At 59.4% G+C, this 14,660-nt stretch carries 14 protein-coding genes; 6 read left to right on the top strand and 8 right to left on the bottom strand.

Annotated elements, in window-relative coordinates:
* Window positions 1-88: 88 nt before the first annotated feature.
* The 5 genes from murJ (at window position 89) to HMPREF3162_RS01295 (ending at window position 6,609) form a co-directional block, all read left to right on the top strand.
* Window positions 89-1,717, top strand: a complete 1,629-nt coding sequence (murJ, locus tag HMPREF3162_RS01315; RefSeq protein WP_083318859.1) for a murein biosynthesis integral membrane protein MurJ — start codon at window positions 89-91, stop codon at window positions 1,715-1,717.
* 53 nt (window positions 1,718-1,770) lie between these two features.
* The gene (locus HMPREF3162_RS01310) at window positions 1,771-4,035 is read left to right on the top strand and encodes a hypothetical protein (RefSeq protein WP_070776672.1); all 2,265 of its coding nucleotides are present in this window, start codon (window positions 1,771-1,773) and stop codon (window positions 4,033-4,035) included.
* Between the two features lie 123 nt (window positions 4,036-4,158).
* A complete protein-coding gene (gene trxB / locus HMPREF3162_RS01305; RefSeq protein WP_256282552.1) occupies window positions 4,159-5,088 on the top strand; it encodes a thioredoxin-disulfide reductase in 930 nt (309 codons plus the stop codon).
* Between the two features lie 2 nt (window positions 5,089-5,090).
* Window positions 5,091-5,411, top strand: coding sequence for a thioredoxin (gene trxA / locus HMPREF3162_RS01300; RefSeq protein WP_070776668.1), 321 nt, complete (start codon window positions 5,091-5,093; stop codon window positions 5,409-5,411).
* A 73-nt stretch (window positions 5,412-5,484) separates the two neighbouring features.
* Window positions 5,485-6,609: an N-acetylmuramoyl-L-alanine amidase gene (locus HMPREF3162_RS01295; RefSeq protein WP_070776666.1), complete on the top strand. Its 1,125-nt coding sequence runs from the start codon at window positions 5,485-5,487 to the stop codon at window positions 6,607-6,609.
* A 569-nt stretch (window positions 6,610-7,178) separates the two neighbouring features.
* Here HMPREF3162_RS01295 and HMPREF3162_RS01290 read toward each other — a convergent pair.
* The 8 genes from HMPREF3162_RS01290 to rpmH all read right to left on the bottom strand — a co-directional run bounded on the left by HMPREF3162_RS01290 (window position 7,179) and on the right by rpmH (window position 12,275).
* The gene (locus HMPREF3162_RS01290; RefSeq protein ID WP_070576009.1) at window positions 7,179-8,357 is read right to left on the bottom strand and encodes a ParB/RepB/Spo0J family partition protein; all 1,179 of its coding nucleotides are present in this window, start codon (window positions 8,355-8,357) and stop codon (window positions 7,179-7,181) included.
* Entirely contained in the window at window positions 8,350-9,249 is a 900-nt protein-coding gene (locus HMPREF3162_RS01285; protein ID WP_070576012.1) for a ParA family protein, read from the bottom strand. The genes HMPREF3162_RS01290 and HMPREF3162_RS01285 overlap by 8 nt, the downstream gene beginning before the upstream one ends.
* A 95-nt stretch (window positions 9,250-9,344) precedes the next feature.
* Window positions 9,345-9,968 (bottom strand): 16S rRNA (guanine(527)-N(7))-methyltransferase RsmG, encoded by a 624-nt coding sequence (rsmG, locus tag HMPREF3162_RS01280; protein WP_070776664.1) that lies wholly within the window; start codon window positions 9,966-9,968, stop codon window positions 9,345-9,347.
* Window positions 9,965-10,468 carry a Jag family protein gene (locus HMPREF3162_RS01275; RefSeq protein ID WP_070776731.1) on the bottom strand — a complete coding sequence of 168 codons (504 nt, stop codon included), beginning with the start codon at window positions 10,466-10,468 and terminating at the stop codon, window positions 9,965-9,967. Before HMPREF3162_RS01275 ends, rsmG begins: the two co-directional genes overlap by 4 nt.
* Before the next feature lie 6 nt (window positions 10,469-10,474).
* Entirely contained in the window at window positions 10,475-11,419 is a 945-nt protein-coding gene (yidC, locus tag HMPREF3162_RS01270) for a membrane protein insertase YidC (RefSeq protein ID WP_070576016.1), read from the bottom strand.
* A gap of 23 nt (window positions 11,420-11,442) precedes the next feature.
* Window positions 11,443-11,703, bottom strand: coding sequence for a membrane protein insertion efficiency factor YidD (gene yidD / locus HMPREF3162_RS01265; protein WP_256282532.1), 261 nt, complete (start codon window positions 11,701-11,703; stop codon window positions 11,443-11,445).
* A 94-nt stretch (window positions 11,704-11,797) separates the two neighbouring features.
* Window positions 11,798-12,136 carry a ribonuclease P protein component gene (gene rnpA, locus HMPREF3162_RS01260; RefSeq protein WP_070576398.1) on the bottom strand — a complete coding sequence of 113 codons (339 nt, stop codon included), beginning with the start codon at window positions 12,134-12,136 and terminating at the stop codon, window positions 11,798-11,800.
* Between the two features lies 1 nt (window position 12,137).
* A complete protein-coding gene (rpmH, locus tag HMPREF3162_RS11275) occupies window positions 12,138-12,275 on the bottom strand; it encodes a 50S ribosomal protein L34 (protein ID WP_083304228.1) in 138 nt (45 codons plus the stop codon).
* Between the two features lie 473 nt (window positions 12,276-12,748).
* Here rpmH and dnaA point away from each other — a divergent pair, with 473 nt between their 5' ends.
* Window positions 12,749-14,314, top strand: a complete 1,566-nt coding sequence (dnaA, locus tag HMPREF3162_RS01255) for a chromosomal replication initiator protein DnaA (protein WP_070776660.1) — start codon at window positions 12,749-12,751, stop codon at window positions 14,312-14,314.
* Window positions 14,315-14,660: the final 346 nt, after the last annotated feature.

The raw sequence follows: 14,660 nt of genomic DNA, 5'->3' as shown, positions 1-14,660 counted from the left end.
CTCGGTCCCTTAAGCAACAGCGCAGACACACCACCCACCACACAGAAGCGCACAGCCTGACAACAGCGCACAGCCGAAGAGGAGTTTTGTGAGCACATCGAAAGCAGCGTCATTCGCCAAATCCTCCGCGATCATGGGAGCCGGGACGCTCGTCTCGCGCGTCCTCGGGCTGGCCAAGACCATGCTGCTGACCGTGGCCATCGGCGTCACAATCGGCGGTGCGGCCGACGCCTTCGACGTTGCCAACAAAATCCCCAACAACCTGTACATGCTCCTGGCCGGCGGTGTGCTCAACGCCGTTCTCGTCCCGCAGATCGTCCGCGCCGCCGAACAGCCCGACGGAGGCAAGGACTACACCGACAGGCTGCTGACCCTGTCGATCCTGCTTCTGGGTGGGCTCACGATCCTCGCCACAGCCCTGGCGCCCGTACTTATCTGGCTGTATTCATCGTCAACCTGGTCGCCCGAGCAGACCTCACTTGCCGTCGCCTTCGCCTTCTGGTGTCTGCCCCAGCTGTTCTTCTACGGGCTGTACACCATGCTCGGCCAGGTGCTCAACGCCAATTCTTCCTTCGGGCCCTACATGTGGGCGCCGGTTCTGAACAACGTAGTGGCCATCGCCGGGCTGCTCGTGTTCATCTGGATGTTCGGTCCCGGCTCCGAAGGCCAGCACCCCGTGGGCGAATGGACCGGCCCCATGATCGTCGTACTGGCCGGATCCGCAACCCTCGGCGTGGTCGCGCAGGCCCTGGTACTCATCTGGCCGCTTAGGCGAATGGGCTTTCGCTACACACCCCGCTTCAACTTCCGAGGTGTCGGACTGGGAACAGCCGCGCGTGTCGCCGGTTGGACCTTCGGTGCGCTGGTCGTCGGCCAGCTGGGCTTCCTCGTGATTTCGCGCGCGGCTGCCCTCGGCACGTCTCAGGGCGGCGAAGTCAGCGCATCCAACGCCGCATACACCGTTTCCTACCTGATCTTCATGCTGCCGCACTCACTCGTCGCGGTATCACTGGCAACAGCGCTCTTCACACCGCTGTCGAAGTACGCCGCCGCCGGCGACACCCCCGCTGTCAAAGACAGCTTCCGCACCGGTGTGAACCTCGTAGGTCTGGTCAACATGTTCTTCACCGCCGCCTTCATCGCACTGGCCGGGCCCGCCGCAATGGTCGTCGGCGGAGCGGGCTTCGAACAGGCCCGAGCCCTCAGCCTGGTTATCATCGCCATGATCATCGGGCTGGTGCCCTTCAGCGCAAACTATCTGCTCCAACGAGTCTTCTACGCCTACGAAGACGCCAAAACCCCGTTCTGGATCAATCTGCCCCAGGTGGTGCTGACCTCCATCGGGGTGATCATGTCGGCTCTCATCCTGCCCCGCCACCTGATCGTCGCCGGCATCGGCCTGTCCATGAGCACCGGCTACGTCATCGCGATGCTGCTGTCGTTTATCCTGTTGCACAGGAAGATCGGCAACCTCGGCGGCAAGACGATCGTGTTCGCCCACATCAAGTTCGGCCTCGCAGCAGCGGTGTCCGGCGTCATCGGCTCTTTCCTGCTGAGCAGACTCGGTGATTTCTGGGCAAGCCGTGGGACCGCCTTCCTCGCAGCCGCCGGCATCGGAACGCTCATGCTGATCATCTACTTCGGCATCTGCTGGGCGCTGCGCGTTCCAGAGCTGCGCTCACTCATAACAACGGTGCGAGCCAAACTCGGGCGCTGATCATGTTTTCAGGCTATGCCGGTTAGAATCGATAGCCATAGCACACACGGGAGGTGGGACAGCTGACAAGCGCAGACCGCGGCACAGTCGTCGCCGACCGCTACGTCATATCTGAAGTGCTCCGACCCTGGCTTCCCGACCATCCAGAAGTCGGCCAGGTCAACCTCGGCCTCGACGCCGTTCTCGACGCTCCCGTCATCGTGTACACCGCCCGCGAAGACACTGCGGCCGGGCTCTTCAGCACCGCCAATCGCGCGGCCCTGCTGGCTGATCCGCGCATTCCGGCTATCAAAGACGTCGGCATGCAGGACGACCTCGTGTACATCGTATGCGATCGCACAGGCGGCACACCCCTGTCGAAGATGCTCGCCAACGGTCCTCTGTCCGTCGACCAGGCCCGGGCCGTGATCGGGGAAGTCGCAACCGCACTGACCCACGCTGACAAAAGGGGCCTGCACCACCTGATGCTTGGGCCCGAATCGGTTGCCGTCACCCCCGAAGGCGAAGTGATTGTCCGAGGTGTCGGCATAGATGCAGCAGTTGCCGATGCTGTCGAAAGCCTCGAAATCGACCTGCTCACACCCAGCCGGGCAGCCCGCCGCGACGCGCTGGACATCATCAACGTCTTCTACTCTGCTCTCACCGGCCACTGGCCTGGCGACCACGACCGCGCGGGATTGCCCGCGGCCGGACGCAAAAACCGTCGAATCACACCCGTCGGGGCTTTTACAAGCGAACTTTCAGACGAACTCGAAGTGTTCATCTCCGGTGTTGTCGGCGGCACCGATCCCGGCCCGCGCTCCCCCAGCGAAATCGTTCGCTACCTGGACAAGTGGGACACGACCCTGCTGACCGAACTGCCCCAGCTTTCACGCACCGAAAGCGAACTCTTTGCCGAAAGCGCCGGCCCTGCCCACCCGGAACCGGAGGAAGTCGAGCCCCAGGCCAGCGCTTCTGATGCGCAGATGGCCAACGCCTGGGCTCGTATCGGGCTCGTTCGTCCAGGTGTTTCCGGAGCCGCCGCCGGTCTCAGCGGCGTGGGCGTCACTCCTTACGACGACCGCATGAAAATGGCAAAGGCCACCCGCTTTCCGCTGTCACCAGACCAGCTGACCGGCAAACCGGAGTGGACGGCCGAGAACTCCCCGGCAAGCACCGCCAGTGCGCACGACCCGAACCTGACGGTGCCGATCGTGCACCGCGACGACTCAGAGCCGAGCACCCAGGCAATGCCGGTCATCCACGAACCCGAAGAGCCGCTTGCAGACGACGGCGACGGTTCGTGGTTCTTGGGCGGAGTTTTCCAAACCCGCGAACAAGAGTACGCCCGCCAGCGCGCCGAATACGACCACGAACGCCGCCTGCAGGAACACTCCCGCCGTCTCGCAGAATCTGCACAGGCAAAACAACACGCTGAAACCGCGAAGCAGCCGGTCCAGAAACCACAGGCTTCCGACGGCAAAGGCCAGGCGTCTGCAACCCAGACAAAGCCGGCCGCACAGTCAGCAGCGCCCGCCCAGCACACCGCAGACAAACGCACAGCGGAAGTCGGCGGCACCTCGACATCGGCCGGATCTTCCGAATCGGTCGGAACTTCGGCAAAAGGCACGGAGACGCTTGCAGCTGCAACCAGCGGCGCTGCCACCGGAAAGAGCGGCGCATCCAACACCTCGAACACGGCGAAAAGTCAGGGCAGCCAGGCTGAGTCTGCGAAGAAGCGCGGTGTCGTCTACGCAGCCCTGGCTCTCATCGCCATCGGCATCATCATTATCAGCGTGAGCATTTTCCGCATGTCCGGCAGCGACGGAGGCGACGCCGACACCGCAGCCCCACAGCCGGCCCCGCAAACCAACACAACAGCGCCTGCTGAAGAAGAGAAGAAGCCGGAATCGGTCAAGGTCGAAATCACCAAGGCCAAGGCCCTGGACCCGCAGGGTGACGGCAAGGAGAACAACGCCAGGGCAGAGAACGTCCTGAAGAAAAAGGACAACTGGACTTCCGACCGCTACAACTCCGCGAAGTTCGGCGGGCTCAAAGACGGCCTCGGCCTACAGCTGACGCTGAAGGACGAACAGGAACTGACCAAGGTCATCCTCGATTCCAAGGCCAAGGGCGGTGCTTTCGAAATCCGCATCGGCAGCAGCCCCGAAGATGCCAAGACCGTCGGCAAGGGCAAATTCGGCAAGAACACCGAAGTCGAACTCGACGAACCCGTCAAGACCGACAGCTTCTACGTGTGGATCATCGAACTGCCCACCTACGAAGGCAATTCAAAGGCCGCCATCAGCCAGATCACCGCCTACGCCAACAAGGGCTGACCTGGCACCGGGCTCGTTTCACCCGCGGAATAACGGTCCGAACACCGCCGTTGCACCCAGGAGAAGACCACAGGCGCCGGATCAGCCGGAGCAACGCTTCCAAGGAGAACACCCGTGACCAATATGAAGCTCATCATCGTCGGCTCCGGGCCAGCCGGATACACCGCCGGCGTATACGCGGCCCGCGCCGGATTCGAACCGCTCATCATCGCCGGTTCTGTCACTGCAGGCGGCGAACTGATGAACACAACAGACGTCGAGAACTTCCCCGGCTTCCCCGAGGGAATCCTGGGGCCTGACCTGATGGAGAACATGCGCCAACAGGCCGAGCGCTTCGGTGCCGAAGTCCTCTACGACGATGTCAAGACCATTGACTTCTCCCCCGGTGCGCACAGCCTCACCACAGAAATGGGCGAAGAGTTCACTGCCGAAGCCGTTATTCTCGCCACGGGGTCGGCTTACCGCGAGCTCGGTCTGGACAACGAGAAGGCTCTCACCGGCAAAGGCGTAAGCTGGTGTGCCACCTGTGACGGGTTCTTCTTCAAAGACCAGCACATCGCAGTGGTCGGCGGCGGCGATTCCGCAATGGAAGAAGCCACCTTCCTGTCGCGCTTCGCCTCGAAGGTCACCCTTATCCACCGCCGTCAGGGTTTCAGCGCATCGCACACCATGGTCAAACGGGCTCAGAGTGATCCCAAGATCGAGTTTCTTCTCGACGCTGAAGTCACAGCCGTCCATGGTGACGACAAGCTCACGGGCGTCACGGTCCGCAACACCACAGACGGCTCAGAATCTGAACTCGACGTCACTGGCCTGTTCATCGCCATCGGGTCCGACCCGCGCACCAACCTGTTCAAGGGTCAGCTCGACCTGCACGACAACGGCTACATCAAGGTTGACGGCCGGTCTTCGCGCACAAGCGTAGAAGGTGTGTTCGCTGCCGGCGACGTCGTAGACTCTGTGTACCGACAGGCCGTTACGGCAGCCGGTTCCGGCTGTGCCGCAGCCCTTGATGCTGAAAAGTACCTGGCCGATCGCGCCGATAAGGAGTAAACATGTCTCAAGAAGTCACCGACGCCGATTTCGAGGCGGAAGTCCTCAAGCACGACAAGCCCGTCCTTGTCGACTTCTGGGCCCCGTGGTGTGGCCCGTGCCGGCAGGTCGGACCAATCGTCGATCAGATCGGCGAAGAAAATGCTGAAAAACTCAAGGTCGTCAAGCTCAACACTGACGACAATATGAAGACGGCAGCCGCGTACGGGATTACCGGAATTCCGGCTATGTATGTCTTCAAGAACGGCGAAGTTGTCAAACAGATTGTCGGCGCAAGGCCCAAACCTGCACTCGAAGAGGAACTCGCCGAATTCATCGGCTGATTTTCGCAGCCCAGACCGCTTCAGGCGCCCAATGTAGAATCATTGGGCGCCTGACATTTTAACGGAAGAATCTATGGACACCTATTTTTCACACGGGGACAGCGATCCCATCATTGCCGTGACCAAAGGGCACCTTGGCCGACTGGGCTACGTTGTGGGCGCACCGGACAACGCCGTATTCGATCACACGTTCGAATCGGGTCTTCGGCAGTTTCAACAGGATCGCGGAATCGTAGTGGACGGTGTCCTTGGCAAAGAGTCTCTGGACGAAACTGAGCTTGCACGTTTTCGCTTGGGCGATCGAATTCTCAAGTACGATCCAAGCAGACCCCAGATCGGGGACGATGTGGCTGAGCTTCAGAAGCGTCTTGCCAATCTTGGCCTGCTCACCTCTTGGATCAGCTTTCGGTTTGAGGAGTCCACTGACACCGCAGTTCGCAGCGCGCAGCGCGAACTGGGGCTGAACCCCGACGGCATTGTCGGACCGAAGACCATCAAGGCCCTTATGGATGTGCACCGTGACCATGCCGTGGGCAACATCTATAACCTTACTGAACGTGCACGCGTCAAGTCCCTGGGCCCGTCCCTGGCTGGACAGGTGATTGTGCTGGAGTCCGCTGCGTCGACCCACCACTTCCCCACCGCCGAATTCTCTGCTGAGCAGCGAGAACTTCAACGCCGGATCAGTGACGATATTGCCCGCCGTGTTGACGGTCGCCTCACTGCACTTGGGGCCGCAGTCGTGCATGCCACGGACGACAACCCCAACATTGCCGACGAGCTTGGGTCCTCCGCGCTTATCTCGATCGCACTAGACAACAGCCCTTCTCCGCTGCCGAACGGGGTCGCCACCTACTACTTTGGTTCAACCAGGACACCCTCGATCTTCTCGCCCGTAGGCCGGGAACTCGCGAACCTGGTTTCACGTGAAATCGATTCGCGCACTCCCCTGCTGAACTGTCGCTCACACCCCAAGTCGTGGGAATCTCTTCGCAATCTCAACACACCGAAGATCTACGTCCTTGCTGGATACGTCAGCAGTCAACACGACATTGCACTTCTCGAAGACGCATCGGTGCGAGTGGATATCGCCGAAGCAATAGTCGCGGCGATTCAGCGGCTGTTCCTAACAGAGCAGAATGACTATGACACCGGCACGCTTGACCTCAGCAACGTCCCCTGGGCTACTCGCTCTTAAACTCAGGTTCTCCGCCTCGGTCTCGTCGCGCCTGGCACTTCCTGCCCCGCCTATCCTCCAGCCACCTGGACCGTAAAATCCCGGGACATCGTTCACTCGATGCCCCGGGATTTTACATTCAAGTTGAGTTTCTGCTCGGTCATCTTACTTTCAAATCTTCTCGACGAGGTGCTCACACAAAGCTGCAGCGCTTGATTGGATGGGACGCATTATGGGGGGGAAAGCCCGTCCAGACCCGCTAGCCATATCTGCGCAACCACTTGTCGGAATACCACAGCGCAGCGGGTTGTGCTCATCCGTCGAATCGACCCGCAAAGTTAGCTGCCCGCAACCGGGCCGCGAGAACACCGACGTGTTAGATCAGTGAACGATTTCGCTTCGGAGCACTGCAGTTACGTCTATCGTCATCCGCAGCCCGGTTCTCAACGGCCGCGTTGAACGGTGTCCTGCGAAAAGACACCAAGAATCGGGCGCTCAGGCCGTCTCGACCGTTTGCACACAAATACAACTGAGGCCGGCTCCTTTCGGCGCCGGCCTCAGTTCACACAGGGGCTTAGCTTCTTGCGACGTTAGGGCTGCTGCATCCCAAGAGCTTCAATAATTCGCTTAAGGTCATTCTCATCAGCGAACTCTACACTGATCCGACCTTTGCGTCGGCCCATTGAAATTTTGACCCTTGTGTCGAGCTTGTCGCCAATAGTTCGTGCAATCGACTCAAGTTCCGGATTGGGTTTCGATGTTTCACGTGAAACGGGCTTATCGTCTCCCCTATTCATGAGCACGACCGACTCTTCTGTTGCGCGAACTGAGAGGCCTTCTGCGACGATGCGCTGAGCCAGTACCTCCATGTGCGCAGCATCCTCGAGACCAAGAAGCGCACGCGCATGGCCCTGAGATAGAACTCCCGCAGCTACACGGCGTTGCACCAGGCCAGGCAACTTCAACAAGCGCAGTGTGTTCGAAATCTGCGGACGCGAGCGACCAATGCGCTCTGAAAGCTGTTCCTGCGTGCAGTTGAAGTCTTCGAGAAGCTGCTGGTAGGCGGCTGCTTCTTCGAGTGGGTTGAGGTCAACGCGGTGAAGGTTTTCGAGAAGAGCATCACGCAGGAGGTCATCATCACGAACATCGCGGATAATGGCCGGAATTTCCTTCAATCCGGCTTCTTGAGAAGCGCGGAATCGGCGCTCCCCCATAATCAGCTGGTAGGAAGGCTTCTTCGGGTCAACGACGCGGACCACTACTGGCTGAAGGACGCCGACTTCCTTGATGGACGTGACCAGCTCAGCGAGAGCGTCTTCGTCGAAAACATCACGGGGCTGACGTGGGTTCGGCGAAATCTGCTCAACAGGGATCAGGCCGAACGCGGCGCCCGGAACGTCTTGGAGGTCGGTTTCACGTGAAACATCCTGTTGCGTTTCACGTGAAACATTGTTGTTTGCTGCCGTGCTCGCTGACTTCGCCTTGGTTGCATCCTTCTTGGACCCAGGTGTCGTTTTCTTAGCCGAATCAGCAGAAGGCTTTGGGGCGGTCTTCGCGGGCGCGGCCGACTTAGCTGATTTGGCTTTGGTCCGGGATTGCCGCATACCGGCTGCCGGGTCAACTATTGTTTCACGTGAAACACTATCCTTCTTTTCTCCATCCCCGGAAAAGAAGACATCGATAGGTCGTTCTTCGCTGACTACGTCCGGGATGAGCGCTCCAATTCCACGACCAAGGCCCCGACGACGCGACTTCGGTGCTTCACTCACTGTGCTTTACTCCTCGCTGTGCGATCTCTTGGGCGGCTTCGCGATAGGAAAGCGCGCCGGACGAGCTAGGTTCATAGGCGATAACGGTTTGCGCAAAGCTGGGCGCTTCGGAAATGCGTACAGAGCGCGGTATGGATGTGTTGAGAACTTGCTTGGGAAAATGAGCTCGGACATCTTCCGCAACTTGGGAGCTCAGGTTGGTGCGCGAATCGTACATGGTCAGCAAGATCGTGCTGAGCTCCAAGGCAGGATTCAGGTGCTTTTGAATGAGCTGAATATTGCTGAGCAGTTGGCTCAGCCCCTCAAGCGCGTAGTACTCGCACTGAATGGGGATCAGGACTTCGTTTGCTGCAACAAAAGCGTTGACGGTCAAAAGTCCCAAGCTGGGCGGGCAGTCGATGAATACATAGTCGACGCGCGAGCCCTCTTCTTCCCTTTTCTGCAGATACGCGTCGAGAGCAACTGATAGGCGCTGTTCGCGGGCAACCCTAGAAACCAGCTCGATTTCTGCGCCGGCAAGATCGATAGTTGCCGGGACCACTGCAAGGGTTTCGAACTCTGGGCAGTAGGCGATGGTGTCCGCAATGTCCATGTCGTCGATGATGACGTCGTAGATGCTTGGAACTTCAGTTGAGTGATCGATGTCAAGGGCAGTACTCGCATTGCCCTGGGGGTCAGAATCGATGACGAGCACTTCGAGACCATGCTTTGCAAGCGCTGCTGCCAGGTTGACCGCCGTAGTTGTCTTTCCTACGCCGCCCTTTTGATTGGCGACAGTGAAGATTCTTGTTGAGTCCGGTTTGGGGAAGGTCGCTCTCGAGAGACGGGCAGCACGCTGATTATCACGTGCAATCGCCGCACCCAAGGGAGTCGACTCATCCAAGATAGCCATTCGCCCTCCATTTGCGCCGTTAATTTTGATTGCTTCCTATTCTACGCGTTTCACGTGAAACATCACGGCGGAGGATTAGAACACTATTCGAACAGTCAGCGACGAATGACTTCTACTACGCGCGTTGGCTGTTCCAAGACTCCTTCGCCCACATGTTTTATAACCGGGGTGTGGCAACGCTGAACCTTCACTGCCTTCTTAGACTTGTAGATTTCTTCCTGCGCACGGTCCCCCTTGATCGCCAGCAGTCTGCCCTCCGGGCTCAGCAGTGGAGCACACCAGTCGATCAGCTGCGGCAGCGCCTTGACCGCACGTGCGGTGACGGCGGTGAACATTTCGATGTCCACGAGGTCTTCGGCCCTAGCGCGCACAATGCGCACGTTTTCAATCCCGAGGTCTTCGACAACCATGGTGAGCCAGTCAACACGGCGTTCCATCGCCTCAATCAGAGTGAAGGAAATATCCGGGCAGGCAATAGCCAGGGCAAGCCCGGGCAGGCCTGCCCCGGACCCGACGTCGCCAACGGAATCACCGGGACGAAGCAGTTCCCTGACAACAGCGCAGTTGAGAATGTGCCGCGTCCACAGCCGGTCGACTTCGCGCGGCCCGATAAGGCCCCATTCAACACCTGTCGTGGCAAGGTGCTGGGCGTAGGCCTCGGCAATCACAAGACGATCGCCGAAGACCTCTGCCGCGGCCTGGGGACGAGGTTCGGTCATGGCAGGCTGATGACCACGTGGCGCTTGGGGCCTTCGTCTGCAGATTCAGAGACCAGGCCTGCGCGTGAAACCTGGTCGTGGATGACCTTGCGCTCAAAAGAGTTCATGGGCTTGAGCGCAACGGATTCGCCGGTCTCCTTGACCTGGTCGATCTTCTTGTTGGCCAGTTCCTTCAGCTGGTCGCGGCGCCTGCTGCGGAACCCGTCGATGTCGAGCATGAGCCACGAGCGCTGGCCGGTAGCAGTCTGCACAGCAAGGCGCGTCAGTTCCTGCAGCGAGTTGAGAACCTCACCTTCGCGGCCCACCAGAATGTCGACCTCGGAGTCCTCTTCTGGTGGAACAATGGCAACCTGGGCACGGCCTTCAACGACGTCAATGTCGATATCACCGTCAAGGTCGACAATGTCGAGAAGTTCTTCGAGGTAGTCCGCGGCGATGTCGCCTTCTTCTTCAAGAAGTTCGGCGCGGGTGGGCTTCTTGTCTTCTGTCGAGTCAGTCATCGTCACTCACTTCTTCTTTTTCTTCTTCTGACGATTCTTGCTGATCGGCTGCTGGCGCTGGCCGCCCTTTTTGGCCGGTGCTTCTTCTTCGGCCTTCGGCTGCATGTGCTTGGGCAGTTCCCGGCCCTTCTTGGCGTAGCGGGCCTGCATTTCCTTCTCGGCCTTGGAACCGGGGGCGGGCATATTGCGGATGACGATGAACTGCTGAACCATCGTCCACGTGTTGGTGGCAAGCCAGTAGATGAGCACACCAAGCGGGAAGTAGATGCCGCCGACGGCGAAGATGATCGGAAACAGGTACAGGAGCATCTTCTGCTGCTGCATGAACGGGTTGTCCATGGCCTGCGCAGACATGTTCTTGGACATCATCTGCTTCTGCGTGATGAACTGCGTGGCAGCCATGATGATGATCATGACGGCGGTGAGCACCTTGACGCCGATGCCGTCGCTCATGAAGGTATCGCGCAGGTAGATGCCGAAGATGGTTGCGTTGTCCATCTGCTTGGCAAGCTCCTGCGTCATGCCGCCGATGGCGCCCATGTTTCCGGCTGCGATTTCCGGAACGTTGTGGATCACGCGGAAGAGCGAAAAGAACACCGGAATCTGAACGAGCATCGGCAGGCAGGAGGCCAGCGGATTTGTGCCGTGCTTCTTGAACAGCGCCTGCTGTTCTTCGGCCATTTGCTGCCGGGAGTACTGGTCGCGCTTGCCCTTGTACTTTTCGCGCAGTCGCTGCATATCCGGCTGGAGCAGCTGCATCTTCCGCTGCGCCTTGATCTGGTAGACGAACAGCGGTATGAGGATCGCGCGGATCAGCATTGTCATTGCAATGATCGCAACGGCCCAAGTCCACCCGTTTTCAGCGGGCATGCCGATGGCAGTGAAGATGTCGTGGAACAGACTGAGGATCCACGCGATCACCCACTGAATGGGCTTCAGGATTGTGTCCATGAAGTTTTCGTTCTCCTAGGCGGTCAGTCGGCCATGTCTATTGTGCCACCCTTCGCGAAGCGGGCCTTCATGGTGCGCGATTGCTTCTCCATGAACGACCCGGGCACATAGTCGAGGCCGCCGGGTGAAAGGGGGTTGCAGCGCAGCAGCCGCCACGCTGTGGCGATGGCGCCGCGGATTGCCCCGTGGACTTCAAAGGCGTCGAGCGCGTACTTCGAGCACGACGGGTAGTACTTGCATCTGTCGCCGTACAGCGGCGAGATCAGTTGTCTGTACAGCCGCATTAACCATACGAATGGCATACGAGGTGCCAAACGGAGTCCGTGAAGGACTCGACTGCCGCCGTGTGGCACGGGAGGCAGTGACGATGGGGTGTTCTCAGAGTCTTTGGTCAGCATTGATGCGCTGCAGTGCCGTCAGGGTGCTGTCTTTGAGCTGTGCATAGTCACAGTGCGCGGCTTTGGGCAGGGCGCGGATGACGTAATCGCCGGTCAGCTGTCCCATGAGTTCGCTGCTGATGGCGCGCAGTCGCCTTTTGACCAGGTTGCGGGTGACGGCGTTGCCTACAGCTTTGGAGACGATAAAGCCCACGCGCGGGGCGTGGGCCGTATCGAAGTCGGCGTGGATGACCAGCGCCTGGCTGCCCGCTTTTCGTCCTGAGCGGAAGATCCGCTTGAAGTCTTCGGGGCGCCGGATGCGGTTCCGTGCCGGAAGCACGTCAGGCTGAAAGGTTTGAGCGGCCCTTGCGGCGACGAGCGGCGAGGACGGAACGGCCTGCACGCGTGCGCATGCGAGCACGGAAGCCGTGGGTCTTGGCGCGCTTGCGGTTATTGGGCTGGAAGGTACGCTTGCTCACTTGTTTCTCCGTCTAGGTCAGTCTGTGCCCGAAGATCAGGCATGTGGCGCAGATCTTCCTTAAGAAAGCTTCAGGGGCTGTCTTGCTTCCTGCGCCTTCAGGCCAAGGGGAAGTTCACACAACTCAAACGGGCCCACAAACACAGGACGCTCTAGCTTAGCCTTTTCTTCCGGTTTGGGTCAAAACGACCACGGCTCGGACCAGCTCCCTGGTTCCGCATGCTGTCGCGGATCACAGCATGCATACACAGCCGCCCGTGGAGAACTTTGAAGTTACATTTCTGTAGTTCACTCCCCTGTTCACACGATGTTCACGGCCGCGTCCACAAATGACACGCGTGTAGTTATCCACAAACTTGTCCACCAATGTGCATATCTTGGCCTCAGCTATCGATTTGCTCCACATTCTGTGGAAAACTATGGGGACTGACTCGAACCAGTTTTCACATGTGTGGATAACCCTTGGGAAGGCCGATGAGCGACAAGACACGACTGCAGACAATCTGGCAAGAGGTGCTCACCGCCCTTATGGCCGATACCGCCATCCACGCCCGCCACAAGGGCTTCCTGGCACTCGCCGTTCCCACGGCACTTGTCGGAGACGAGCTCATCGTCCTGTCTGTGCGCAATGATCTGACTCGCAAAACCCTCGAAGTCGACCTGCGGGATCGTCTGCAGGAGGAGTTCTCTCGAGCACTGGGCAAGACGGTCACGTTTGCCATTGCGCTGGACGAAAACCTCGAGCTGCCCGGCGACAATGAAATCGTCGAAGACGACAGCAGCTACGATCCACACCCCACTCCCCCAGCGCAGCCGCCGCTCGGGTCCCAGCCCCCGGCATCAGCACCCACGCCAGCCGCGGCTGCTCCGCCCGCCCCCGCGCCGTCCGCGCCTTCCGTGCCGCACCACGCGGCACCGGCAGAACAGGCACCCACCGCTGCCCACACCTCGGCCGATGAGGACAGCGGCTTCACCGCGGCGGCCAGCGGCGCGGCGGACCTCAACTCCAAGTACACGTTCGAGTCCTTTGTCATCGGCGCATCGAACCGGTTCGCCCACGCGGCTGCCCTGGCTGTGGCCGAAGCACCGGCCAAGGCGTACAACCCGCTGTTCATCTACGGAGAGTCGGGTCTGGGCAAAACGCACCTGCTACACGCCATCGGGCACTACTCAATGCAGCTGTTTCCCAATCTGCGGGTGCGCTATGTCAGCTCAGAAGAGTTCGTCAACGACTTCATCAACACGATCGGCTCGTCGACTACATCGAATTCGCTGCGCCCGGCGTTCCAGAAGCGCTACCGCGAAGTCGACATCCTCATGATCGACGACATCCAGTTCCTGCAGGGCAAGGACGCGACCGTCGAAGAGTTCTTCCACACGTTCAATGCTCTGCACAACGAACAGAAGCAGGTCATCATCACCTCCGACCAGCCGCCGAAGCTGCTCAGCGGCTTCGAGGAGCGACTGCGTTCGCGCTTCGAATGGGGGCTGCTGACGGATGTGCAGCCGCCGGATCTCGAAACCCGCTTTGCGATTCTGCGCAACAAGGCCCACGGAGAGAACCTGGATGTTCCCGACGATGTTCTGGAGTACATCGCATCGCGCGTGTCCTCCAACATTCGCGAACTCGAAGGCGCGCTCATTCGCGTAACGGCGTTTTCAAACCTCAATGATCAGGTCATCGACGTCGATCTGGCAGAAACCGTGCTCAAGGACTTCATCACGCAGGATGACACCCCTGAGATCACGGCCGTGGACATCATGGGCCAGACCGCCCAGTACTTCAGCCTGACCCTCGATGATCTCAAGGGAACCAGCCGTTCGCGCACGCTGTCGACCGCGCGCCAGATCGCCATGTACCTGTGCCGTGAACTCACGGATCTGTCGCTGCCGAAGATCGGCCAGGCTTTCGGCGGGCGCGACCACACCACCGTGATGCACGCAAATAAGAAGATCAAGACGCAGATGGCCGAGCGCAGAGCGCTGTATACGCAGGTCACAGAGCTGACAAACCGCATCAAACAGCAGCACCGGCTGTAACGGCGGTGAGATTCCACACCTGTGGAAAACCTGGTGGATAACGTGCGTTATCTGTTATCGAACCTCTGGAGGGACCAACGGTGCTCGGTGGATGGCTGTGTAATCACATCGATGTAACCAGCAGGCGTCCACTGAACCCCACCGATTCATGAACAGAGTTGTCAACGGGGTCTGTGTGGCGCTTGGTCGCATAGACTTTCGATGACATCGATGTAATTCCACAGAATCCACAGGACCTAATACTGCTTCTGTACTTACTCAAAGACTCAAGAGGGAACCCGCCGATTGCTCTGCGCAACGCTTGCTCACATCAACTTCGCTGAGTTCTGGTCACAGCGGCCTGCCC

This window comes from Brevibacterium sp. HMSC07C04, assembly GCF_001815905.1.
Classification (GTDB): domain Bacteria; phylum Actinomycetota; class Actinomycetes; order Actinomycetales; family Brevibacteriaceae; genus Brevibacterium.
The sequence above is the reverse complement of the archived record's forward strand: the minus strand, read 5'-3'. Positions and strand labels throughout refer to the sequence as shown.